This is a genomic window from Myxococcus llanfairpwllgwyngyllgogerychwyrndrobwllllantysiliogogogochensis (assembly GCF_006636215.1).
Taxonomy (GTDB): Bacteria; Myxococcota; Myxococcia; order Myxococcales; family Myxococcaceae; genus Myxococcus; species Myxococcus llanfairpwllgwyngyllgogerychwyrndrobwllllantysiliogogogochensis.
Map to the genome: position 1 here is coordinate 1 of NZ_VIFM01000202.1, position 21,078 is coordinate 21,078.

Here is a 21,078-nt window from a genome sequence, read left to right on the forward strand (position 1 = left end):
GGGGTGGGGCGGCGGGCGTGAGGACACAGCGCTCCAGGTCACCCAGCTCGACGAGCAGTCGCGAGGCGCCGGCGACGAGCTGTCTCCCCGCTTCGGTGGGGACGAGGCCGCGGTGGGTGCGGTCGAAGAGGCGGGTGCCGAGCTTGTCCTCCGCGAGCAGCAGGGCGCGGCTGACCGCGGGCTGCGTGAGGTGGAGCACGGAGGCGGCCTGCGCCGTCGTACCCGCCGAGGCGAGGGCCACGACGACGCGCAGGTCCTTGATGTCGAGGCGGGTGTTGGGGGGGCTGGCGATGTCACTCATGCATCGAGCCTATGCGAAGGATGCGTTGGACGCATAGGTCGGCGGCGCCCAGAGTCGTCGGCGTTCCCAGAGGGGAACGTGTTCGACGTCCTGGAGGAATGACCATGCAGCTCTACTTCTCTCCGCTGGCCTGCTCGCTGGCGACCCGTATCGCACTCTACGAGACTGGCGCGAAGGCCACGTTCGTGGAGGTGGACCCGAAGACGAAGCGCACGCAGGACGGCCAGGACTATCGGGAGATCAACCCGCTGGGCTTCGTGCCGACCATCCGGACGGATGACGGAGACATCCTCTCGGAGAACGCGGCCATCCTCCAGCACGTGGCGGAGCGCTGGCCCGAAGCGAGGCTCGCGCCGACGGAGCGCAAGGAGCGTGAGCGGCTCCAGCAATGGCTGTGTTTCATCGGCACGGAGCTGCACAAGGCGGTCTTCACGCCGCTGCTGGACCCCGCGGCGCCCGAGGGGGCGAAGGCCTATGCCCTGGGGAAGGCGACCTCACGGATGGACCTGCTGGAGAAGCACCTGAGCGGTCGCGAGTTCTTGTTGCAGGAATTCAGCGTCGCCGACGCCTACCTGTTCGCGGTGCTGGGGTGGTGCGTGGCGACCCCCGTGGACCTGAAGAAGTGGCCCGCGCTGGTCTCCTACGTCTCGCGTCTCCGGGAGCGGCCGAGCATCGCGCAGGCGTTTCGCGAGGAGCGGACGCTCTACTCGGAGTACCAGGCCCGAAACCCGACGAAGGCGTGAGCGACTCGGGACGGCGCGACACCCCTGGAGGAGCGCGGAGCTTCCGATGCCGGGGCTCCGCGCTCGCTCCGGGTGGGATGGCTACTCATAGTCCAGCCGGAAGGTCGATTCGATCCACGCTTCGATCTCCTCGCGACTGGCGGATGCTCCCGGAGTGAGCCGACGTCCGACGATGCGCTGTTCTCGTGTGTGGGCCATGGCCTTGGAGTGGTCCTGCGCACTCGTCAGGCGTCCCGCCTCGAACGTCAGCTCGTGGACCTCGCGGAACTTCCACGCGGGCGCGAAGCCCATGTGAACCGCCAACTCACGGATGAAATCCGTGGCGATCAGCAGGCTCCCCGTGAAGGGAACAGGCGCGTGGCGTGGGTCGTACACGGCGCACTCGTCATACGTCGGGTCGTACCGGGGCGCGTTGCCGAATAGAGGCGTTCCATGTCCGTCCCGGACGGCGGGTTTGTCGTCGGGATGCACTCCGACATGAAGCCTCTGGAGGAACAGTCCTTCCTCTGTGACGCGGTAGCCGCAGAAGAAGCCGCGCAGGCACGCAGTCGACTGCGCCACGGGATTGAGGCCGTGTCGTCCTGGCACGAAGAGTTCGGTGCCCTTCACTCCGGTGAGGATGAAGGTCTGGTCGCGATAGAGGACCTGGTCGCTGATCTGGGCGGTCAAGGGCTGTTCTCCTGAGACGACGCCAGGGGAGTCTGGCGCGTGGGCCCCTGACTCCCCCAGCGTAGCGCTCCTGACCCCCCCAGGGTTCCCTAGCCGCGCATGCAGTCGAGCAAGACCTGCGTGCGGTAGGGCTGGTTCCGCCGAGGCGGCTCCGGCATCAAGACGGTGCGAGCGCACGGCACGACGTAGCGATGGTGCAGCAAGGCATCCGCCGTCTCCGTGGCCCGCTCGTAGTCGGGCCACTCCAGGGTCATGACACAGGTGCGCGTTCTGCAGTCGACGCCCAGCACGGAGAACGGCCGACGCGTGCGCAACGTGTCCAGGTCGGCGCGGAGTCCCGTCTCGGTGGGCACGGCCCAGCCGGGTTGAATGGGCTCGTTGTCATGGCGCTGGAGTTCGCCCGCGTATTCGGCGAGCACCCGCCGCTGCTCCTCGGCGGGGTCTACCGGGGCCGGCGGGGAAGGTCGCACGGTGGCTTCCTCGGGGACCACGGGCGGTGCCGCGTCGGAGAGACTCACCACGGAAGGGGCGCGGAGGGTGAGCGTGGCTCCCGCCGCGCCGACGGCACATGCCGCCAGCGCGAGGAGCACGCGTCCGGAGAGGAAGGGGACGGTGCGATTCTTCATGGCAGGTCCCTCACATCACGGCTTGTAGAGGGTGTAGCCCACCGCCGAGCTGAACCCGGCGTCGCCACGGCCCGGGAGCTGGATGAGGACATAGGGGTAGTCCCAATGCGCCGTCCTCCAGTAGTAAAGCGAGTCCACACCCGTGTGGTACATCGGCACGTCATAGGTGCCCGTGTTCGCGCTGCGCACCGCGCCGCCGCAGCGGCCGCCCGTGGCCCAGCGCCAGGCGACGCAGGCCATCGCATAGATGTCGTGACCGCTGTGGCCGTCGTATCCATGGACGTTGACCTGGGAGATGCTGCTCAGCGGAAACGCCGTGTCCACCACGACGGGGCAGCGCAGGTCGATCCACTGCCAGTTGATGCCCTCCGAGCGGTTGCGCACGCCGTGCGTCGTCGCGTCGAAGTCGGCCTCGGGCCGGTCCTCGGTGCTCTGGAAGCAGGCGAAGGCGGAGGTCAGGCGCTCGGCGGCGACGGCCGGGGCCACGGGGGCCAGCAGGAGCGCGGGCAGCAGCGCGGAGAACAACGCGCGAAGCGAGGTCTTCTTCATGTTCAGCGGGTCCTTTTCACAAGAAGCACCGTCTTGGTGCCCAGGACCGCATGTGCAACGCGAATGCCGTGCATTTCGCCCGGGTCGCTCAAAGGCAAACATCCGAAAGGACTGAGTCACGCGGGGCCGTCGGCACCTGGCACGGGTGTGCCAGGTGTGCCAGCGGAGGTGCTCGCCAGCGCTGACGAACGAAGGGGTGGCCGCGTGCCCGGTCGCTCCACGTCACATCGCGACGAAGCGGACTCCTGCCTCGTGGAACCGAACCTCGGGAGGGCCGACATGAGCGCGATTCAAATCTTCCTCATTGGAATGCTGGGCAGCGCGTTGCAGGAGCTGCTGCACTGGTACGGGCTGCGAGAGCATCTAGGGACGGGGCGCTACAAGGCGCTCATGCGGTCCATTCCCTACTGGGTCGTCACGGGCCTGATGATTGTCGGCTCCGGCGTGGCGGTGTGGGCGTGGTTCGCGGGGGACGGCAGTATTCCCGCGCGCCAGTATCTGGTCCTCGGCGCCGCGCTCCCGCTCATCTTCAAGAAGGCCGTGGAGGTCGTCACGGGAGCCAAGCCCGGCGTGGCGGCGAGCAGTCCCACCGCGGCCGCGAACAGCGGCAAGCTCGCCGACTACTTCCAGGGGGCGGGAGGCTCCCGGGTGGCCTGAGTGGGGCGAGGAGGCGACGCAATGACAGTCGCGACGCGGTGGGCGCGGGAATCTTCTCGTGCCGCTGCTTGCGATGGTTTCGTGGGGAATGCTTCTCAGCGAGTCTCGCCGACAGGCTTTGACACCGCCTGGGAGGAGGGCTAGGGAAGGGCCTCACGCGCATCTGGGGGGCCGGGACGCGCGGGAGAATGCCCATGACTTCGCGTCTTGTGTCCCTGCGCATCGTCTCTCTCTCATCCCTGTCTGTCGGACTGGCGCTGGCCTGTGTGCTCGGAGCGTGTTCCTCCAAGGAGGATCCACCCAAGCCCTCGTCACGAGCGCCCGGGGTGGCCCGCATCCAGATAGAGGATGCACTGGTGGAGCCCGGTGTGCCCGTGCGCTTCCGCTGCACGGCCGCGGATCCGGACGGAGACTCGCTGACCTATGTCTTCGATTGGGGCGCGGGCGGAACGCTTCCCCAGTCCCCGGAGGTCGATAGCGGGACGATGTCCGGCGTGGACATCCCCTTCACGCAAGAAGGCACCTTCCAGGCGCGGTGCCGCGCGGTGGACTCGGCTGGCAACGAGGGGGCGTGGTCGCCCCAGCTCACCTTCATCATCCGGGGCGTGCAGCCCGACGGAGCCTGGGGGCTCCAGGTGGAGGTCGTGGGGCAGGGACGGGTGACGAGCACTCCCTCGGGCATCGACTGCCCCGGCACCTGCGGTGTGCGGCACCCCGCCGGCACTCGGGTCACCCTGGACGTGGTGCCCGCGTCGGGCTGGCAGTTGGTGGGGACCTCCGCGTGTGAGGGCACGCTCGGGCGCTGTGAGCTGCTGTTCGACGCCGACAAGGTCTTCACGGTGCGCTTCGCGCCGGTCCTCGACACGGCGCTCTCCTGGCAGCGCACGGGCGCGCGCCTGCCGACGTCACCGGAGTGGAGCCCGGATGGCACGTTGCTCGCCGCGGTGGATGGGAGCGTCTCGGCGAATGGCCTGCTGCGCATCTGGGATGCGACGAGCGGGCGCGTGACGCGGCTGATGGCGCCGGTGCCTCCCGCTCGCTTCACCACGGTGGCCTGGAAGCCCGGCGGTGGCGCGGTCGTGGCCGTCGGCATGTCGACGGGCCGCGTGTCGGTCCTGGATGTGGCGGCGGGCCGGATGCTGAATCAGTGGCCCGTGCAGGCCGGCAGCGTGCGGACACTGGCGTGGAGCCCGGATGGCACGCGGCTGGCCAGCGCGACGGACGCCAGCAAGGAGGTCCACTTCTGGAACCCCACCACCGGAGAGCGCGCGGGCGAGATGCTGGTGGCCGTGGACAAGGTGCGTCGACTGTCATGGAGCCCCGACGGTTCGCGCCTCGCGATGCTGGCGGGACAGGGCGGAGGCTTCTCGCGGTGGGTCGAGTTCCACGTCGTGGGCACCCAGGGCCCCGAGGAGCTGCTGACGGGTGTGGCGGGCTTCGCATGGAGCCCGGACGGCACGCGCTTCGTGGTGGGCTTGCAGGGCGAGGTGAAGGTGTACGCCACCGACGGCTATCGCGTGGAGGCCACGTATGAGCGCGCGTGGGACCTGGCGTCCGAGGTGGATTGGAGCGCGGATGGACGCTGGCTCGGTGTCGCGGGGGCCGCGCGCGCGCTGTTCGTCCTCGACGCAGGGACCGGCGAGGTCGTGGTGGAGGCCAGCCAGCCGCCTCTGCCAGGGACGTTGATGGGCTACGACGCGTTTCGCTTCCATCCGACGAAGCCCCAGTTCCTCGTGGTGGATGACCTGCCGCCGGTCCTCGATGTCTTCACCGTGGACTCCGGCGCTGGGACCTGGTCCCGGCGCGAGGTCCTGTCGCACCACTACACCGTCGAGGCGGCGGCCTGGAGCCCGACCGGCGAGGTGCTGGCTTCCAGTGGCGACGAGGGAGAGGTGCGCCTCTGGGACCGCGTGGGCGACCCGCTGCGGACCTTGTCCGGCCATGGTGGGCTGGGAGTGCACGCGCTGGCGTGGAACACCGACGGGACGCGGCTGTTCACGGGTGGGGACGATGGCGTCATCAATGTCTGGCGCACGAACGACGGGACGCTCGCGCAGCTCCCCATCCGGCGGGAGCCGACGTCATCCCTGGGGCTGGAGATGGTCGCGCCGAGCCCCGATGGGACGCGGGTGGCGAGCGTCCTGGGGGGCACCGTGGTCGCCTCCGAGCGCGGTGTCATCCGGATCCACCAGGTGAGCAATGGCGCGGAGCTGTTCCGCTTCCCGGATGGCTCGCGGCAGGTGTTGTCGCTCGCATGGACTCCGGAGGGCACGCTCGTGGTCGCCTACGCCGGCATGAGCTGGGACTTCTGGGACCCGAGGACCCAGGCCATCACCTCGGTGGCGCCCGGCGTGGATATCGCGCCGCTGGCCGCCGCCCTGAGCCCGGATGGCACGAAGCTCGCCTTCGGTGGGAGGCCGGGCCTGTCCGTGCGCGAGGTCGCGACGGGGAAGCTGCTCGCGGAGACGCCGTTCGCATTCTCTCCGGAGGCGCTCGCCTGGAGCGCGGATGGCCGCCGTGTCGCGGGAGGTGGGCTCGGCGGTCAGGTCTTCGTGTGGGACGCGAGCGCGCCCACGCTGCCAGCCACTGTCATCGGCTTCCATGACAACAACGTCTCGGCCGTGTCCTGGAGGCCCGATGGGAGTCTGGTCACCACCGGCGGACGGGATTCCTCGTTGCGAGTCTGGCGCTTCACGCCCTGAGCGAAGGACCTCTCGGTGCCGTGGCTCAGGTGTCCTCGGGCACAGCGAGGGGCGTGAAGCGGGCCACGCCTTCTCGCGTGTCCACGCGGATGACGTCGCGGAGGTCGAAGGTCTCCGCCAGCGACTCCGACGGCGTGCAGAGCACCACTTGGGACAGGCGCGCGGCGGAGTGCGTGACCTGGGCCTGCTCCCAGATGGCGTTCGGAGGCGGGTCGCGTGAGGGCTCCACGAAGAAGCGAAGCGTCAGCGCTTCGAGAGGCGCGGCGTCGTCGAGCTGGATGCCGCGCAGGAAGCACCGCAGCCACCACAGCCAGCTCTCCAACACGTTGCCCACGTACCAGCTCTCCTTTTCGTCCTGAGTGGCTCCTTTGGGAGTCGACCATGAGGGCTCCCGGGGCGCGAGCTCGGGCAGCGAGGCCTCCGCGCAGGGCGCATCGAGGGCAGGGTCGACGAGCAGGGCTGACAGCCCCACGTTGAGGTCCACCGACTCCTTCGTCACGTGCCACTCGCCACCAGGTTGGGGCTGGAGCTCCACGCCATAGTGGTCGTCAAAGAAGCTCAGCTCCAGCCTGACAGGCTGTGTCGCCTCGGGCCCCGCGAGCGCGCCGGATTCGCGCAGGTACGCTTGCAGTCGTCCTTCCGAAAGCGCCCGGAGCAGCGCGAGCAGCGCGGCGAAGTCCCGGGTGGCCGTCTCCTCGGAGTCCACCAGCACGCACAAGGCACGGGGACGCAGGTCCAGGGCTCGAAACGAGCGGAAGCCGGTGACACGGAGCCGGGTGAGTTTCATCGGCCCGCAGCCTATTCCAGTCCAGCGGGCCCACGAGGCATGGCTTCGAGGTGCGTCTCCCTCGGTCGAGGCTTGGGGCCGCGTGCCTGGCCGCACCGGAGGCGCCGTCGAGAAGCACTCCGCGTCGATGTGGCCGAGGCCCCCGGGAGCTGGTGGGCCGCGCAACGTACAGAAACTGACACCGTGCACGGAGGCTCGTTTCCGGGGACACGAACGTGCCAGGAGCACATGGTAGGGGTGCGCCATTGCGTCTCGCTCCCCCCGCCTTGGACGCGCTCTTCATGACAGGTGTTCTCCAGTGCCGTGCGTGCGGACCCCAGGTCCGTCTGATGGTTTCCCCTGCGGGAAGCGCCTTGCTGTCCGGAGGACGTGAGCGATGACTCCGTCTCCCACCGAGGTGAAGACCGGGCGCGCTTCGCGCTTCGGGCCGCCCCTTCCGCCCGGGACGTTCGCGGGTTTCATCGTCGCCGCGCTCGCCATCTTCATCATCGCCATCCTGTCCTACCGCTCGCTCGAGTCGCACTCGGGCGCGGCGGAGCTGGTGCGTCACACGATGGAGGTCAGCGAGCGGATGAAGACGCTGCTGTCCACGTTGAAGGATGCGGAGACGGGGCAGCGAGGCTTCCTGCTGACGGGCGAGCGCACCTACCTGGAGCCCTACACCAGCGCCAGCCGCGCGATCCCCGGGCAGCTCGAGCGCATCCGGCAGCTCGTGTCCGACAACGACTCCCAGCTTCAGCGTCTGGAGGCCTTGAAACCCCTCGTCGAGGCGAAGATCGCCGAACTCCAGACGACCATCGATTTGAAGACGGCGGGCCAGTCCGAGGCCGCGCTCACGCGGGTGCGCACCAACGAAGGCATCGAGCTGATGAACCGGGTGCGCCTGCTCGTCGAGCAGATGGAGAACGAGGAGCGGCAGTTGCTGGCGGAGCGCAGCGGCGCATTCCAGAGCTCCGCGACGACGTCACTGATTGTCACCTGGCTGGGGTCCGCGTTGCTGCTGGTGCTGGTGGGCGTCTCCGCGTTCATGACCTCGCGGGACTACCGGGCGCGCTCCATTCACGCCTGGATGCAGGAAGGCCAGACGCTGCTGGCCACGCGCATGCAAGGGGGCCCTCGGCTGGACCAGCTCGGGGACCAGGTCCTCCAGTTCCTCGCCCAATACCTGGATGCCCAGGTGGGTGCCATCTACCTCGCGGACAGCCTGGAGAGCTTCCAACGCTTCGCCGGCTACGCGCTCCCGCCCTCCTTCCTGGACCCGAGCGCACAGGCGCGGCCAGGCAATGGCCTCGTGGGACAGGCCATCAAGGAGAACCGCGTCTTCCACCTGCGGGACGTCCCCGAGGGATACCTGCCCATCAACTCCAGCCTGGGACAGGGCAAGCCGCGTCACCTGCTGGTGGTGCCCACGCACGTGGACGGGAGGGTGAACGCGGTGCTGGAGCTGGGCTTCCTCCACCCGGTGCATCCGTCGGACCTGGAGCTGCTCCAGCGGGTGTCGGAGTCCGTCGGCATGGCGGTGCGTTCGGCCAATGACCGCACGCGCCTGGAGCAACTGCTGGAGGAGACGCGGCGACAGTCCGAGGAGCTCCAGGCCCAGCAGGAGGAGCTGCGCGCCTCCAATGAGGAGATCGAGGAGCAGAGCCGCGTCCTGCGCGACTCGCAGAGCCGCCTGGAGCAGCAGCAGGCGGAGCTGGAGCAGACCAACGCGCAGTTGGAGACGCAGACGAACCTCTTGGAGCGGCAGCGGGACACGCTCACGGTGGCGCAGGCGGAGCTGACGGAGAAGGCGACGGAGCTGGAGCGCACCAGCCGCTACAAGTCGGAGTTCCTGGCCAACATGAGCCACGAGCTGCGCACGCCGCTCAACAGCTCGCTCATCCTCGCGAAGCTGCTGGCCGACAACAAGACGGGCAACCTCACCGAGGAGCAGGTGAAGTTCGCGCAGACCATCACCTCGGCGGGCAATGACCTGCTCGCGCTCATCAACGACATCCTGGACCTGTCGCGCATCGAGGCGGGCAAGGTGGAGCTCGAGCCCGAGGTCGTCAGCCTCCCGCGCTTCGTGGAGAACATCTCGCGCTCCTTCCACGTGCTGGCCCGCGAGAAGCAGATTGGCTTCTCCACGCGGGTGGACCCGGGGAGCGCGGAGTCGCTGGAGACGGACCCGCAGCGGCTGGGGCAGGTGCTCAAGAACCTGCTCGCCAACGCGCTGAAGTTCACGGAGAAGGGCGAGGTGTCGCTGCACGTCTCGCCCGTGGGGCCGGGGCATCTGGCCTTCGCCGTCCGGGACACGGGCATCGGCATCCCCGCGCACCTGCAGGGCCTCATCTTCGAGGCGTTCCGTCAGGCCGACGGCAGCACCCACCGCAAGTACGGTGGCTCGGGCTTGGGGCTGTCCATTTCCCGCGACCTGGCGCGCCTGCTGGGCGGCGACGTGTCGGTGGAGAGCGAGCCGGGGAAGGGGAGCACCTTCACGCTGACGGTGCCGGTGGCTCTCGCCGCGTCTGCCTCTGGCCCCCTGCCTCTCGCGCCCACTCCGTCCGAGCGTGCCGCGCAGCTTCCGGCACCCGTCCTCGCGGACGTGCAGATGAAGTCACTCCCCGCGCCCATCGAGGATGACCGCGAGCGGCTCGTTCCGGGCGCGCGCCTCATCCTCGTCGTCGAGGACGACCCCCATTTCGCGGAGATCCTGAGGGACCTGTCGCGGGAGCTGGGCTTCCTGTGTGTCGCGACGGACCGGGGCGGCACGGCCTATGAGGTCGCCGTCGCCTACCAGCCGAGCGCCATCCTGCTGGACATGAACCTGCCGGACCAGTCCGGGTTGATGGTGTTGGACCAGCTCAAGAGAGATCCTCGAACGCGGCACATCCCCGTGCACGTCATCTCGGTGACGGACGCCTCGCGCGAGGCGCTGGAGCGAGGGGCGGTGGGCTACGCCCTGAAGCCGGTGAAGCGCGAGCAGCTCATGGAGGCCGTGCGAAAGTTGGAGACGCGGCTGACCCCGGGCGTGCAGCGGGTGCTCGTCGTCGAGGACGATGCGCGGCAGCGCGAGAGCATCGAGAAGCTGCTCGAGAGCGAGGACGTGCGCATCGACGGGGTGGCCACGGCGGCGGAGGCCCTGGAGCTGCTGAAGGTCAACACCTTCGGTTGCATGGTGATGGACCTCAACCTCCCGGACCTGAGCGGCTACGAGCTGCTGGAGCAGATGGCGGAGCTGGAGACGGTCTCCTTCCCACCCGTCATCGTCTACACGGGACGCTCGCTCACCCGCGAGGAGGAACAGCGGCTGCGGCGCTACTCCAAGTCCATCATCATCAAGGGAGCCCGCTCGCCCGAGCGGCTCGTGGATGAAGTCACCCTGTTCCTGCATCAGGTGGAGTCCAAGCTCCCGTTGGAGCGGCAGCGGATGCTGCAGGTGGCGAGAGATCGCGAGGCGACCCTGGATGGGCGGCGCATCCTCGTGGTGGAGGACGACGTGCGGAACATCTTCGCGCTCTCCAGCGTGCTGGAGCCTCGGGGCGTGAAGGTGGAGATCGCCCGGAATGGCAGGGAGGCCCTGGACCGGCTCGCGAACAGTCTGGCCCAGGCGTCACAGGGCGTGGACCTGGTCCTGATGGACATCATGATGCCGGAGATGGATGGGCTGACCGCCATGCGGGAGATCCGCAAGCGGACCGAGTGGCAGAAGCTTCCCATCATCGCGCTGACGGCGAAGGCCATGCGCGACGACCAGGAGAAGTGTCTGGCGGCGGGGGCGAACGACTACATCGCCAAGCCGTTGGACGTGGAGAAGCTCCTCTCGCTCATCCGCGTCTGGATGCCCAACGCGTAGGTCACCGTTTCAACCATGGACTCCAACGCCCTGGACATCGAGCTGAAGCTCCTGCTCGACGCCATCTACCTGAAGTACCACTACGACTTCCGGCAGTACGCCACGGTGTCGCTCCAGCGGCGCTTGCTGCTGGCGGCGGAGAACTTCGGCTGCCGGACGCTGTCGCAGCTCCAGGACCGGCTGCTGCATGAGCCGCTCCTCTTCCCGTCCCTGCTCGACTACCTCACCGTGCAGGTGAGCGAGATGTTCAGGGACCCGTCGTACTACCGCGTGCTGCGCGAGTCCGTCATTCCGATGCTGGGCACATACCCGTCCCTCAGGCTCTGGGTCGCGGGGTGCAGCACCGGCGAGGAGGTGTACTCGCTGGCCATCCTGCTGCGGGAGGAAGGGCTGCTGGAGCGCACGCTCATCTACGCGACGGACATCAATCCGGGCGCGCTCCAGAAGGCGGAGGCGGGTGTGTATCCGGTGGACCGCATCGCCACGTTCACGCAGAACCACATCGCGTCAGGGGCGCGCAGCTCGCTCTCCGACTACTACACGGCGGCGTATGGGAATGCCGTGTTCGACCGCTCCCTCAAGAAACATGTCGTGTTCTCCGACCACAGCCTGGCCACCGACAGCGTGTTCGCGGAGGTCCAGTTCCTCTCCTGTCGCAACGTGCTCATCTACTTCGACCGGGAGCTGCAGGAGCGGGCGCTGGGGTTGTTCAAGGACTCTCTGTGTCGCAAGGGGTTCCTGGGCCTGGGGGCCCGCGAGTCCCTGCGTTTCTCTCAGCATGAAACGGCGTTCTCGGTGATCTCCCGGGACGACCGCATCTTCCAGAAGGGGTAGACGTTGAACTCTCCCGGGAAGGAACCAGTGGATACGGCGCTGCGGGTGAAGTGTCTGCTCGTGGATGACCTGGACGAGAACCTCATCGCGCTCGCCGCGCTGCTGCGCGGCGACGACGTGGAACTGCTTCAGGCGCGCTCGGGTGCCGCGGCGCTCGAGCTGCTGCTCGAACACGACGACGTGGCGCTGGCGTTCCTCGACGTGCAGATGCCGGAGATGGATGGCTTCGAGCTGGCGGAGCTGATGCGGGGCATGGAGCGCACCCGGCACATCCCCATCATCTTCGTGACCGCGGGCTCGAGCGACAAGCGGCGGCTCTTCAAGGGCTACGACACCGGCGCCGTCGACTTCCTCTACAAGCCGCTGGAGCCGCTGGTCCTGCGCAACAAGGCCGAGGTCTTCTTCCAGCTCCACCGACAGAAGCAGCAACTGGCGCGGCAGCTCGGCGAGCTCACGGAGACGCTGCGGCTCAACGAGATGTTCACCGCGGTGCTCGGGCATGACCTGCGCAACCCGCTCAGCGCCATTCTCACGGCGGCGGACCTGCTCCAGCGTCGCTCCGAGGACGAGGCCGTCCAGAGGACGGCGGGCCGCATGCTGGCCAGCGGCAAGCGCATGGGGCGGATGATCGAGGACGTGCTGGACCTCGCGCGCGCCAGGCTCGCTGGGGGCATTCCCTTGCGGCGCGGGGAGACGGACTTCGGCGCGCTCGTCCAGCGCATGGTGCAGGAGCACCAATCCGCATCGCCCAGGCCGCCCATCGAGGTCTTCCAGGAGGGCGACGTGGTGGGGGACTGGGACGCGGATCGGCTGGCGCAGGTGGCGTCGAACCTCATTGGCAACGCGCTCCAGCACGGCGACACGAGCGCGCCCGTGCAGCTCTGGCTGGATGGCACGAACGCGGACGCGGTGTGCTTCTCGGTGAAGAACCTGGGCGTCATTCCGCAGGCCGTCCAGGCCCACCTCTTCGACCCGTTCCGAGGAGGTGTCCAGCGGCGAGGCCGCACGGGCGGCCTGGGCCTGGGGCTCTACATCGTCCAGCAGATCATCCAGGCCCACCACGGTCAGGTGGAGGTGGAGTCGGGCGCGAGCCCCTACACCGTGTTCCGGGTGAGCCTGCCCCGGCGGGGGACCGAGGTCATCAAGCTGTAGTCCGGGCGCTCGTCGTGGGGCTATCCGCGCAGCACGTCGTTGACGCTGATGCCGCGCCCACGCGGCAGGATGGCTTCGAGCGCGGTGAGGTCCTCCGCGGTGGGCTTCCACGCGCCGGCCCGGGCGTTGGTCTTCACCTGCTCGGCGGAGGTCGCGCCCGCGATGACGGAGCCCACGGTGGGGCGCGCGGCGAGGCCGCCGATGGCCACGTCGAGCAGGGTGAGGGAGCGCTCGCGGGCGAAGGCCTCCAGTCGCTCGACGGCGTCGAACGTCGCGTCGGTGAGCAGCCCGCCCATGTTCCAATGCTTCACGCGGGTGTTCTCCGGAGCCGCCGCGCCGCGCTTGTACTTGCCTGTGAGCAGCCCGCTGGCGAGTGGGAAGTAGGGGAGCAGACCGATGCCGTGTTGTTGCAGCGCCGGCACCAGGTCCTCCTCGACGCCCCGGCCAATCAGGCTGTACTCGTTCTGGGCGCTGATGAAGCGCTCGAGGCCACGCGTGCGGGAGAGCCACTCCGCGTCCGTCACCTGCCAGCCCTTGAGGTTCGACGAGCCGAGGTAGCGGACCTTGCCCTCCCGGACGAGCTCGGTCAGCGCGCTCAGCGTCTCCTCGAGGGGCGTCTCGGGGTCGGGCCAGTGGAGTTGGTAGAGGTCAATCCAGTCCGTGCGAAGGCGTCGCAGGGAGCGTTCGATGGCGCGACGGATGTAGCGGCGTGAGCCGCGCGCGCCCCAGTCCGCGCCATTCTCGCCCTTCAGGTCGCTGCCGAACTTGGTGGCCAGGATGAGGTCCCGGCGGCGAGTGCCCAGGGCTTCTCCGAGCAGCTCCTCCGAGGTGCCATAAGAGTCGGAGGTATCGAACAGGGTGATGCCCGCGTCGATGGCGGCATCGACGACGGCGCGAGTCCCCTTGGCGTCGATGCGCTTGCCAAAGTTGTTGCAGCCCAATCCCACGGCGGAGACGGTGAGGCCGGAGCGGCCAAGGCGGCGGTAGGTCATCTGGGTCATGCGGGTTCCTGTCAGATGGGTGGGTGCGAAGGTGTAGCGGTACCTGCTCCGGCCCGCTGGGAAGAATGCAGGGCGCTCTCGCCGAGGAGGAGCGTCAGTCCAGTGCGAAGCGGGCCCAGGCGCCCCGCGGGAGGAGCCGCCTCGCGCCGATGTCGTGGGCTGAACGCTCCTCACGGTGCGGATGCACTCCGCGTCACCGGAGTCATCGAGGGCGCGCTACCTCTGGCCGTCGGTTCCGTTGACGTTCTGGAGGCTCGCGTGTCCTGGTCGACGCTTCGTTTCCGCCTGAGGTCATGGTGGCTCGTTGGATGCCTGGGGATGTTCGCCTGCGCGCGTCAGGCGCCTGATGCGGTGCGAGGAGGCGAGCGCACTTCGAGCGTCTCCGTGGTCGTCTTGAAGGGCGCCAGGCTCATCGACGGCGAGGGCGGTCCGCCCATCGAGGACGCCACGCTCGTCATCGAGGGAGAGACGATTCGCGCGGTGGGGCCCTCGAGCGACGTCGCGGTGCCCGACTCGGCGCAGGTCATCGACGTGCGCGGCAAGAGTGTGTTGCCGGGGCTCGTCGTCAATCACGCGCATCTGGGGGTGGTTGATGGGACGCAGTCCGGCTCGGGCCACTATACCCGCGACAACGTGGCGCGACAGGCGCGGCAGTATGAGGTGTACGGCGTCACCACCGTCACGTCGCTGGGGTTCAACACCGCGCTCTTCCCTTCGCTCCAGGAGGAGTTCAATGCGGGAGCGCCCCGAGGCGCGGACCTCCTGGGCGCGGACCGGGGGCTGGGTGTGCCGTCAGCGGCTCCTCCGGTGAACGTGGGGGAAGATCAGCTCTACCGACCGCGAACTCCGGAAGAGGCGAGGGCGGCGGTGCGGGAGACGGCGTCACGCAGGCCCGCCCTGGTGAAGATCTGGGTGGATGACTTTCACGGCACCCTGCCCACGAAGATGGCGCCGGATGTCTACGCCGCCATCATCTACGAGGCACATCAACAGAAGCTCCGCGTGGCGGCGCACGTCTACTACCTGGAGGACGCGAAGCGACTGGTGCGTGACGGCGTGGACATCCTCGCGCACGGGGTTCGTGACAGGCCGGTGGACGAGGAACTGGTGCGGGAGATGAAGGCGCGAGGGACCTGGTACGTGCCGACGCTGGGCCTCGATGAGACCTTCTACATCTTCGCCGAGCAGCCCGAGTGGATGCGGACGCCCTTCTTCGAGCACTCCGTGCAGCCCGCGCTCGCCGCCTGGTTCGCGGACCCGGCCTGGCGCGCGAAGGCGCTCGGGGATGCCAAGGCCCTGGCCGAGAACAAGGCCTCGGTGGCGATGAACCTGCGCAACCTCAAGACGCTCCATGCGGACGGGGTGTCCATCGGCTTCGGCTCGGACTCGGGGGCGACGCCGCTGCGCATCCCCGGCTTCGCGGAGCACCGTGAGCTGGAGTTGATGGTGCAGGCGGGGCTCACTCCGCTCGCGGCGCTGACGCACGCGACGCGAGATGCGGCCGTGCTGCTGAAGCTCCAGGACCGGGGAACGCTCGCCGCCGGCAAGCGCGCGGACTTCATCCTCGTGGAGGGAAACCCGGCGGTGGACATCCGGGACGTCCACCGCATCGCCGGAGTGTGGCACCGAGGCCGGCGCGTGTCGGGAGGCGTGGAGGAGTTCACGCCCTGAGGTCACCTGTCCTCCTCAGCGCGGGCGCGTGGCATTGGGGCCGGCGCGTGTCGGTAGGCGTGGAGGAACTCACGCCCTGACTTCGTACGTGGGGCCACGACGGGAAACCGCGTCGTGGACCGGCCGCCCCAAGGTGTCCTCGGGGCGGCCTTCAGGTGACGACGGTCAGGCCGCGCCGCCCTCGACATACAGGCGCTTGTGGTCGCGAATCTCCGCGAGGCGGAACGCACCGGGCGCCGGGGCCTTGGCCTCGGGAGCGTCAGAGGGCAGCTTCATCAGCCGCTCGTACTCCTCGATGGAGACGCGCTCGCGCCGGGCCAGCACGCCATCCAGGTCCGCGCGCGCCATCCGCTCCGCCGCCTTTTCCCCGACGACGCCGGAGAAGAACTCAGCCATGCAGCCGCTGCCGTAGGACAGCAGGCCGATGCGCTGCGACGCGAGCTGCGCGCCCTCGCGGTGGAGCAGGCCCGCAAGCGCCAGGTACAGCGACGCCGTGTACACGTTGCCGATGCGCGAGTTGAGCCCGAGCGACGAGGCCACCTGCGCGTCGTAGCTGGCCGCCGACTTCGCCACCTCCTCGCGAGCCTCCGGCGTGCCGGGCCCCGGGCCCACCGCGTCCTCCAGGTCACAGAGGCGAAGCTGGGTGTGCGCCTTGCGCGCCATCTTGCAGAAGGGGACGTGGTAGGCGATGCGCGCGAGCTGCTCGCCGGGCAGCGTGCCCGACCAGCGCACCAGCCCGTGCTCCAGCGCCTTCTCGCGCCAGCCGCGATAGGCGCCCGACAGCGCCTCCAGGTAGCAGTTGATGGAGTAGTGCCCGTCCACCAGCGCCTCCCGTCGGCCGATGGGCCGCCAGAAGTCGTAGACGTCCATGGTGCACGTGCCGTTGAGGCCCACGTCCAGCGCGAGCAGGTCCGGCTGCTCCGAGACGAGCAGCGCCACCGCGCCGCCGCCCTGGGTCGGCTCTCCCGCCGTGTTCAGGCCGTAGCGCGCGATGTCCGAGCACACGACGATGGCCACCTTGCCCGCGCCCGCGCCGGAGGCAATCCACTCCGTCGCGGCCATGAGGCCCGCGGTCCCGCCGTAACACGCGTGCTGCGTGTCATAGGTGCGCATGGTGCGCGGCAGCTTCAGCAGGCCCTGGACGTGCGACGCCACCGGCTTCGAGTGGTCGATGCCCGTCTCCGTGCCCACCACCAGCATGCCGATGCGGGACGGATCCACACCCTGCTGCTGGATGAGCCGCGCCGCCGCCGTGGCGGCCAGGGACACCGTGTCCTCGCCCGGGTCCGTGACCGCCATCTCCTTGGCGCCCAGGCCCGCGGTGAACTTCGCCGGGTCCACCCCACGCGCGCGCGCCAGGTCCTCGATGTCCACGTATCGGGACGGCACAGCCACCGCCAGCGCTTCGATTCCAACCCGTTTCTTCATGGGACTCCTCGCTTCCAATTCGTGCCTCAAACCTCGGTTCGCTGACTCGTCCGCTCAAGCCTCGGGCGGCACCAACACCAGCCGGCCCGCGACCTCGCGGTTCTCCAGTCGGAAGTGCGCCCGCGCCGCCTCCGCGAGCGGCACCGTGTCCGTGACGAACTGCCGCACGCCTCCGGTGGCCGTCAGTCGCAGCGCCTCGTCCAGCTCCGCCTGGTTCGTGGCGTAGGCGCCGATGATCTCCAGCTCCTTCACGATGACGAGCCCCGGGTTGAGCTGGACCATCCCCGACTCCAGGTTGCCCACGACGACGACCCGGCCACCCGGCGCCATCGCCTTCATCGTCTGGTCGAACGTGGCGCTGCCGACGATCTCCACCGCCAGGTCCACGCCCGCGCCCTTCGTGCGCTTTCTCACCTCCGACGCGAAGTCCAGCCCGCGCGAGAGGATGACCTCGTCCGCGCCCGCCTCGCGCAGCGGCTGCACCTTGGCCTCGCCGGAAGTGACGGCGATGACGCGCGCACCGTCCAGCTTCGCGAGCTGCACGGCGGACATGCCCACGCCCCCGCTGGCGCCGGTGATGAGCACCGTCTCGCCCGCGCGCACCTTGCCTCGCGTGCGCAGCGTGTGGACGGCCGTGCCCGTGGTGCAGCAGACCGTGGCCGCTTCCGTCCAGGGCAGCGACGAGGGGACCCGGCCCAGGCCCGCGACGGGGGCGACCATGAACTGCGAGTAGCCGCCGGGCAGCTCCTCACCGAAGAAGCGGTTGTCCGTCTTGCACAGGCTGTTGCGCCCGCTGCGGCACAGCGCGCACTCGCCACACGACAGCCGCTGGAGCGTCGCCGCGCGGTCGCCCGTCTTCCACCCCGGCGTGTCGGGGCCCACCGCGACGACCTCGCCCGCGGCCTCGTGGCCGAGAATCGCGGGGACGCTGGTGCGGGGCAGGTTGCCTCGGCGGTTGATGACGTCGTGGTAGCAGACGCCACAGGCGTGCACCTTCAGCAGCACCTCGCCCCGGCCCGGGGTGGGCACCGGGACGTTCTCCATCTTGAGATTGCCCGCTTCACCGAAACTGCGCAGAACGACGGCCTTCATCTCCATACCTCCGAGAGCATTTCCAGAAACGAGTGATGTCGAGGGTCAGCGACCGACCAACTGCTCGCGGAAGCCGCGAGGGTCCAGCGCGCGGATGGCGGCGACGGTCCGCGCATCCGGCAGCGAGGTGACGGGGAGGGCCTCATCCACGGTGAACTCGAAGCCCGTGCGCTCGGCGATGTCCTCCGCCGTCGCCCACGGGTGACGCGCCGTCAGTCTCGCGCCCGAAGCGCCCAGCTCGAAGACACCCAGGTCCGAGATGAGGCGCACGGTGCGGCGCGGGTCCTGCGTCGTCGCCACCTGGACTTCCGGCACCAGGTTGCGGCGCGACTGCCGGGGCACCAGCAGCACGGGCCGATGCACCCACTGCCGCAGCGTCGCCGCGCCCGCCACGCCGGGGAACTTCGTTCGGGGTCGCTCCAGGCTCCCGCTGGCCGTCATGTTGGTGCGGCCAATGGCATCCACCTCGGCCGCGCCGAAGAAGACGGTGTCCACCCGCCCGCGCCGCGCGTGGTCGAACAGGTCGGGGATGGTGATCTCCGCCGAGCGTCCCTCCAGGTAGCCCAGGTCCTCGGAGGAGGGCAGCAGCGTGGAGATGTCCGGGTCCAACGAGCCGACGCAGGCCAGATACGTCAGGTCCGGCGCATGCGTGGCGCGAGCCACCGCGATGGCGAGGATGGCCAGCGGCGAGGCGACACCGGTGGCCACCACGGCGCCGTTCTCGATTTGCAGCGCGAGCAGGGAGACCACCGTCTCCGCCGGCGTGGGGTCGACCGTGGCGCTCATGCCGCCCTCCGCGTCTTCACCGAGGCGAGGAACTCCGCCTCACGGCCCGTCTCCGCCAGCGCGAGGTAGCGCGCCAGCATGTCGTCATCGTGCGGGTACAGTCCGGCGCAGCCGGTGGGCAGCGCGCCTCCCTGCGCGAGGACGATGCGGTCCACCTGGAAGCCGGGGATGGTGGCGCGAGGCAGGCGCTTCACGCGCTCCTCCACCGTGGCAATCACCCGGCGCGCGGCGCCCGCGACGAGCAGGTCCGTGGTGGGGTCCTCGATGAAGAGGTTGCCGCGCTCGTCGGCGGCTCGCGCGTGGATGAGGGCGACGTCCGGGAAGTACGCCGGCTCCACCGGGACACTCTGGCCGGTGAACGGGTCCACCACCGTGCGCGGCGGCTCCGCCTGCGCCAGGCCAGAGACATCCGAGTCCGGCGCGGGGATGAAGGGCAGCCCCATGGAGGCCGCGCGCAGCCGCTGAACGACTCGATAGCCGTCGTGCTCGCGCCAGGAGAGGGTGTTCTGTTCAATCGCCCGCTTGATACAGGGCATGGGCCGAACGCGGCCCTCGAGGCTCAGCGCACCGAACGCAATGTCCAGGTGGGCCAGACAGCCGCCCGCGACGAGGAACTCGGCGGGCAGCGGGTTGGGCAGCGAGATGAGGCTCAGCCCGCGACGCTCCTGGGCGATGAGCTCCATCACCAGCGCCATGGGCGCGCGGCCGAGCATGAAGCCACCCGTGGCCAGTGATGCGCCGTCGGGAATCGACGCGACGGCTTCTTCCAGCGAACACCAGCGAGCGGTCTTCACGGCTCCTCCGTTCCGGAGCCGGAGCCCGAGGCGGCGCGAGGCACCACGCGCAGCGAGGAGACCCCGGGCTGGCCGTCGACCGCGGCGGCGACGATGGGCGGGAAGAGGAGGTCCACCATGCCGTCGGCGATCTGCTCGTCCGTCAGCCGCCCGTCGGGCTTGAACCACTTGTAGACCCACAGCACCATGCCCAGGAACGAGAACGCTCCGATGGTCGGGTCGACGGGACGGATGCGCCCCTGCTGCGCGGCCTGCGAGAAGGCTTCCTCCAGGAAGTCGACGTAGCGCTTCTTGCGGTTGTCGATGAACGCGCGCGCCTCACCGGTGAGCGTGGCGTGCTCGTGGAGGATGATGATGACCTCCTTGCTCCACCCGCGCGTCACCAGCAGGATGTTGTGGCGCATGCACGCGCGCAGCCGATCCACCGGGTCGACGATGTCCTGAACACGCGAGAGGACCTGCTCCTCGAACAGGTCCATCCCGTAGTTCATGATGGCGAAGAGCAGCTGCTCCTTGTTCTGGATGTGGTGGTAGAGCCCCGCCTTCGTCATCCGGCACGCGGCGGCGATCTCCTGCATCGAGGTGCCTTCGTAACCGCGATCACAGATGAGCCGCGCCGCCGTCTCCAGGATGGCCTTGTAGCGCTCGCCCTCATCCGGCTTCCGTCCGCTCGTCGTCACATGTCCCTCGTCTCGATGGACTGTAAGTTTTTCAAATCTACGACCTACCGACCGGTAGGTAGCATGTGGCAACGCAGGGTGTCAATGCGCTCCGCGCCGCGCGCTGGCGCGGATGGGGCACGGAAGTGTCAGGAGTTTCAGGGGGTTGAGGGAGCGCTGGAGCTTCCGGGAAGCAGCGACGCGCTGGGTGCGGCGGGTGAGTCTGTTCCTCCGGATGAGGGGCGAGGCGGGCCCCCTGCACCAGGGGGCGCCGCTGTTCCCGCGCTCGAACGGACTCAGGACCGGGGTGGATGCCGCTGTTCCAGGCCGCGCAAGAGCGTCCGCTGAATCCTGATGCGGAGCTCCGCCTCCTCGAACGCCCAGCTCGGGTAGGTGCCGTTGGTTTCGATCAGGTGGTTCGCCAGCGCCCACGTTCGCTCGTCGTGTTCCTCGTCGCTCGTGGCCCTGGCGGCGTGGTCTTCAAGCACCTCGGCCGTCCAGTCGAAGTCCTGCGTCAGGTCGATGTTCATCGTGTTCATGTTCGTTCCCTCATGCGTGGCGCCGCGGGATGCGATGCCCCACACCCAAGATTGCCGCTGAGGTTCTGGCTCCTTCGCCTCCTCGACGGAGCGCGGTGTTTCGGCCGGGCGGCATTCCGATCAAAAGGCGGCGCGGCGGTGGCACGGGTGGTCGCCCGCCGTACGGGGCCGAGGTTCCCGGGCATGCCTAGCTTGATGTCGTTCCGTGTTCGGTGTGGTCCGGGTCTGGGCGGGGCATCGGACGCGGGGGTGG

19 protein-coding genes are annotated in these 21,078 nt (G+C 69.1%); 7 read left to right on the forward strand and 12 right to left on the reverse strand.

Annotated features, from left to right (window positions below; translation table 11 throughout):
* The coding region (locus tag FJV41_RS35335; protein ID WP_141647009.1) for a LysR family transcriptional regulator at positions 1-301 on the reverse strand (301 nt) is incomplete at its 3' end.
* 104 nt (positions 302-405) lie between these two features.
* Between FJV41_RS35335 and FJV41_RS35340 the strand changes: the two genes are divergently transcribed.
* Positions 406-1,044 (forward strand): glutathione S-transferase N-terminal domain-containing protein, encoded by a 639-nt coding sequence (locus FJV41_RS35340; RefSeq protein WP_141647010.1) that lies wholly within the window; start codon positions 406-408, stop codon positions 1,042-1,044.
* Between the two features lie 81 nt (positions 1,045-1,125).
* On the opposite strand, the gene FJV41_RS35345 is transcribed toward FJV41_RS35340, so the two are convergent.
* The 3 genes from FJV41_RS35345 to FJV41_RS35355 all read right to left on the reverse strand — a co-directional run bounded on the left by FJV41_RS35345 (position 1,126) and on the right by FJV41_RS35355 (position 2,888).
* Positions 1,126-1,713: a hypothetical protein gene (locus tag FJV41_RS35345; RefSeq protein WP_141647011.1), complete on the reverse strand. Its 588-nt coding sequence runs from the start codon at positions 1,711-1,713 to the stop codon at positions 1,126-1,128.
* A gap of 89 nt (positions 1,714-1,802) precedes the next feature.
* Positions 1,803-2,339: a hypothetical protein gene (locus FJV41_RS35350; RefSeq protein ID WP_141647012.1), complete on the reverse strand. Its 537-nt coding sequence runs from the start codon at positions 2,337-2,339 to the stop codon at positions 1,803-1,805.
* Between the two features lie 15 nt (positions 2,340-2,354).
* Positions 2,355-2,888, reverse strand: coding sequence for a hypothetical protein (locus FJV41_RS35355; RefSeq protein WP_141647013.1), 534 nt, complete (start codon positions 2,886-2,888; stop codon positions 2,355-2,357).
* Between the two features lie 279 nt (positions 2,889-3,167).
* Here FJV41_RS35355 and FJV41_RS35360 point away from each other — a divergent pair, with 279 nt between their 5' ends.
* Both FJV41_RS35360 and FJV41_RS35365 read left to right on the forward strand, forming a co-directional pair.
* Complete coding sequence (locus FJV41_RS35360) at positions 3,168-3,545, forward strand: hypothetical protein (protein WP_141647014.1); 378 nt, start codon at positions 3,168-3,170, stop codon at positions 3,543-3,545.
* Between the two features lie 194 nt (positions 3,546-3,739).
* Complete coding sequence (locus FJV41_RS35365) at positions 3,740-6,247, forward strand: WD40 domain-containing protein (RefSeq protein ID WP_181791148.1); 2,508 nt, start codon at positions 3,740-3,742, stop codon at positions 6,245-6,247.
* 25 nt (positions 6,248-6,272) lie between these two features.
* Here the strand turns inward: FJV41_RS35365 and FJV41_RS35370 are convergent, their stop codons facing one another.
* Positions 6,273-7,034, reverse strand: coding sequence for an AAA family ATPase (locus tag FJV41_RS35370; RefSeq protein ID WP_141647016.1), 762 nt, complete (start codon positions 7,032-7,034; stop codon positions 6,273-6,275).
* Between the two features lie 376 nt (positions 7,035-7,410).
* Between FJV41_RS35370 and FJV41_RS35375 the strand changes: the two genes are divergently transcribed.
* The 3 genes from FJV41_RS35375 to FJV41_RS35385 are packed head-to-tail and all read left to right on the forward strand — an operon-like array spanning position 7,411 to position 12,855.
* On the forward strand, positions 7,411-10,869 hold the full coding sequence (locus tag FJV41_RS35375; protein WP_141647017.1) for a response regulator: 3,459 nt from the start codon (positions 7,411-7,413) through the stop codon (positions 10,867-10,869).
* 15 nt (positions 10,870-10,884) lie between these two features.
* A complete protein-coding gene (locus FJV41_RS35380) occupies positions 10,885-11,703 on the forward strand; it encodes a CheR family methyltransferase (RefSeq protein ID WP_141647018.1) in 819 nt (272 codons plus the stop codon).
* A 3-nt stretch (positions 11,704-11,706) separates the two neighbouring features.
* Positions 11,707-12,855 (forward strand): hybrid sensor histidine kinase/response regulator, encoded by a 1,149-nt coding sequence (locus tag FJV41_RS35385; protein WP_246137618.1) that lies wholly within the window; start codon positions 11,707-11,709, stop codon positions 12,853-12,855.
* Between the two features lie 20 nt (positions 12,856-12,875).
* Here the strand turns inward: FJV41_RS35385 and FJV41_RS35390 are convergent, their stop codons facing one another.
* Entirely contained in the window at positions 12,876-13,856 is a 981-nt protein-coding gene (locus FJV41_RS35390) for an aldo/keto reductase (RefSeq protein WP_141647019.1), read from the reverse strand.
* A 318-nt stretch (positions 13,857-14,174) separates the two neighbouring features.
* Between FJV41_RS35390 and FJV41_RS35395 the strand changes: the two genes are divergently transcribed.
* Positions 14,175-15,527, forward strand: a complete 1,353-nt coding sequence (locus tag FJV41_RS35395; protein ID WP_141647020.1) for an amidohydrolase family protein — start codon at positions 14,175-14,177, stop codon at positions 15,525-15,527.
* 165 nt (positions 15,528-15,692) lie between these two features.
* Here FJV41_RS35395 and FJV41_RS35400 read toward each other — a convergent pair whose 3' ends face one another.
* The 6 genes from FJV41_RS35400 to FJV41_RS35425 form a co-directional block, all read right to left on the reverse strand.
* The gene (locus tag FJV41_RS35400) at positions 15,693-16,955 is read right to left on the reverse strand and encodes a hydroxymethylglutaryl-CoA synthase family protein (protein ID WP_141647021.1); all 1,263 of its coding nucleotides are present in this window, start codon (positions 16,953-16,955) and stop codon (positions 15,693-15,695) included.
* Between the two features lie 54 nt (positions 16,956-17,009).
* Positions 17,010-18,047 carry an alcohol dehydrogenase catalytic domain-containing protein gene (locus FJV41_RS35405; RefSeq protein WP_141647022.1) on the reverse strand — a complete coding sequence of 346 codons (1,038 nt, stop codon included), beginning with the start codon at positions 18,045-18,047 and terminating at the stop codon, positions 17,010-17,012.
* A 45-nt stretch (positions 18,048-18,092) separates the two neighbouring features.
* On the reverse strand, positions 18,093-18,833 hold the full coding sequence (locus FJV41_RS35410; protein ID WP_141647023.1) for a CoA-transferase subunit beta: 741 nt from the start codon (positions 18,831-18,833) through the stop codon (positions 18,093-18,095).
* The gene (locus FJV41_RS35415) at positions 18,830-19,627 is read right to left on the reverse strand and encodes a CoA transferase subunit A (protein WP_141647024.1); all 798 of its coding nucleotides are present in this window, start codon (positions 19,625-19,627) and stop codon (positions 18,830-18,832) included. Before FJV41_RS35415 ends, FJV41_RS35410 begins: the two co-directional genes overlap by 4 nt.
* Positions 19,624-20,307 carry a TetR/AcrR family transcriptional regulator gene (locus FJV41_RS35420; protein WP_141647025.1) on the reverse strand — a complete coding sequence of 228 codons (684 nt, stop codon included), beginning with the start codon at positions 20,305-20,307 and terminating at the stop codon, positions 19,624-19,626. Before FJV41_RS35420 ends, FJV41_RS35415 begins: the two co-directional genes overlap by 4 nt.
* A gap of 275 nt (positions 20,308-20,582) precedes the next feature.
* Positions 20,583-20,825 (reverse strand): hypothetical protein, encoded by a 243-nt coding sequence (locus tag FJV41_RS35425; protein WP_141647026.1) that lies wholly within the window; start codon positions 20,823-20,825, stop codon positions 20,583-20,585.
* Between the last annotated feature and the right edge of the window lie 253 nt (positions 20,826-21,078).

Excerpts from the sequence above, each read along its gene's own strand:
- FJV41_RS35340 (WP_141647010.1), top strand. The coding sequence starts at position 406 with ATGCAGCTCTACTTCTCTCCGCTGGCCTGCTCGCTGGCGACCCGTATC.
- FJV41_RS35350 (WP_141647012.1), bottom strand. The coding sequence starts at position 2,339 with ATGAAGAATCGCACCGTCCCCTTCCTCTCCGGACGCGTGCTCCTCGCG.
- FJV41_RS35355 (WP_141647013.1), bottom strand. The coding sequence starts at position 2,888 with ATGAAGAAGACCTCGCTTCGCGCGTTGTTCTCCGCGCTGCTGCCCGCG.
- FJV41_RS35360 (WP_141647014.1), top strand. The coding sequence starts at position 3,168 with ATGAGCGCGATTCAAATCTTCCTCATTGGAATGCTGGGCAGCGCGTTG.
- FJV41_RS35365 (WP_181791148.1), top strand. The coding sequence starts at position 3,740 with ATGACTTCGCGTCTTGTGTCCCTGCGCATCGTCTCTCTCTCATCCCTG.
- FJV41_RS35370 (WP_141647016.1), bottom strand. The coding sequence starts at position 7,034 with ATGAAACTCACCCGGCTCCGTGTCACCGGCTTCCGCTCGTTTCGAGCC.
- FJV41_RS35375 (WP_141647017.1), top strand. The coding sequence starts at position 7,411 with ATGACTCCGTCTCCCACCGAGGTGAAGACCGGGCGCGCTTCGCGCTTC.
- FJV41_RS35380 (WP_141647018.1), top strand. The coding sequence starts at position 10,885 with ATGGACTCCAACGCCCTGGACATCGAGCTGAAGCTCCTGCTCGACGCC.
- FJV41_RS35390 (WP_141647019.1), bottom strand. The coding sequence starts at position 13,856 with ATGACCCAGATGACCTACCGCCGCCTTGGCCGCTCCGGCCTCACCGTC.
- FJV41_RS35395 (WP_141647020.1), top strand. The coding sequence starts at position 14,175 with ATGTTCGCCTGCGCGCGTCAGGCGCCTGATGCGGTGCGAGGAGGCGAG.
- FJV41_RS35400 (WP_141647021.1), bottom strand. The coding sequence starts at position 16,955 with ATGAAGAAACGGGTTGGAATCGAAGCGCTGGCGGTGGCTGTGCCGTCC.
- FJV41_RS35405 (WP_141647022.1), bottom strand. The coding sequence starts at position 18,047 with ATGAAGGCCGTCGTTCTGCGCAGTTTCGGTGAAGCGGGCAATCTCAAG.
- FJV41_RS35410 (WP_141647023.1), bottom strand. The coding sequence starts at position 18,833 with ATGAGCGCCACGGTCGACCCCACGCCGGCGGAGACGGTGGTCTCCCTG.
- FJV41_RS35425 (WP_141647026.1), bottom strand. The coding sequence starts at position 20,825 with ATGAACACGATGAACATCGACCTGACGCAGGACTTCGACTGGACGGCC.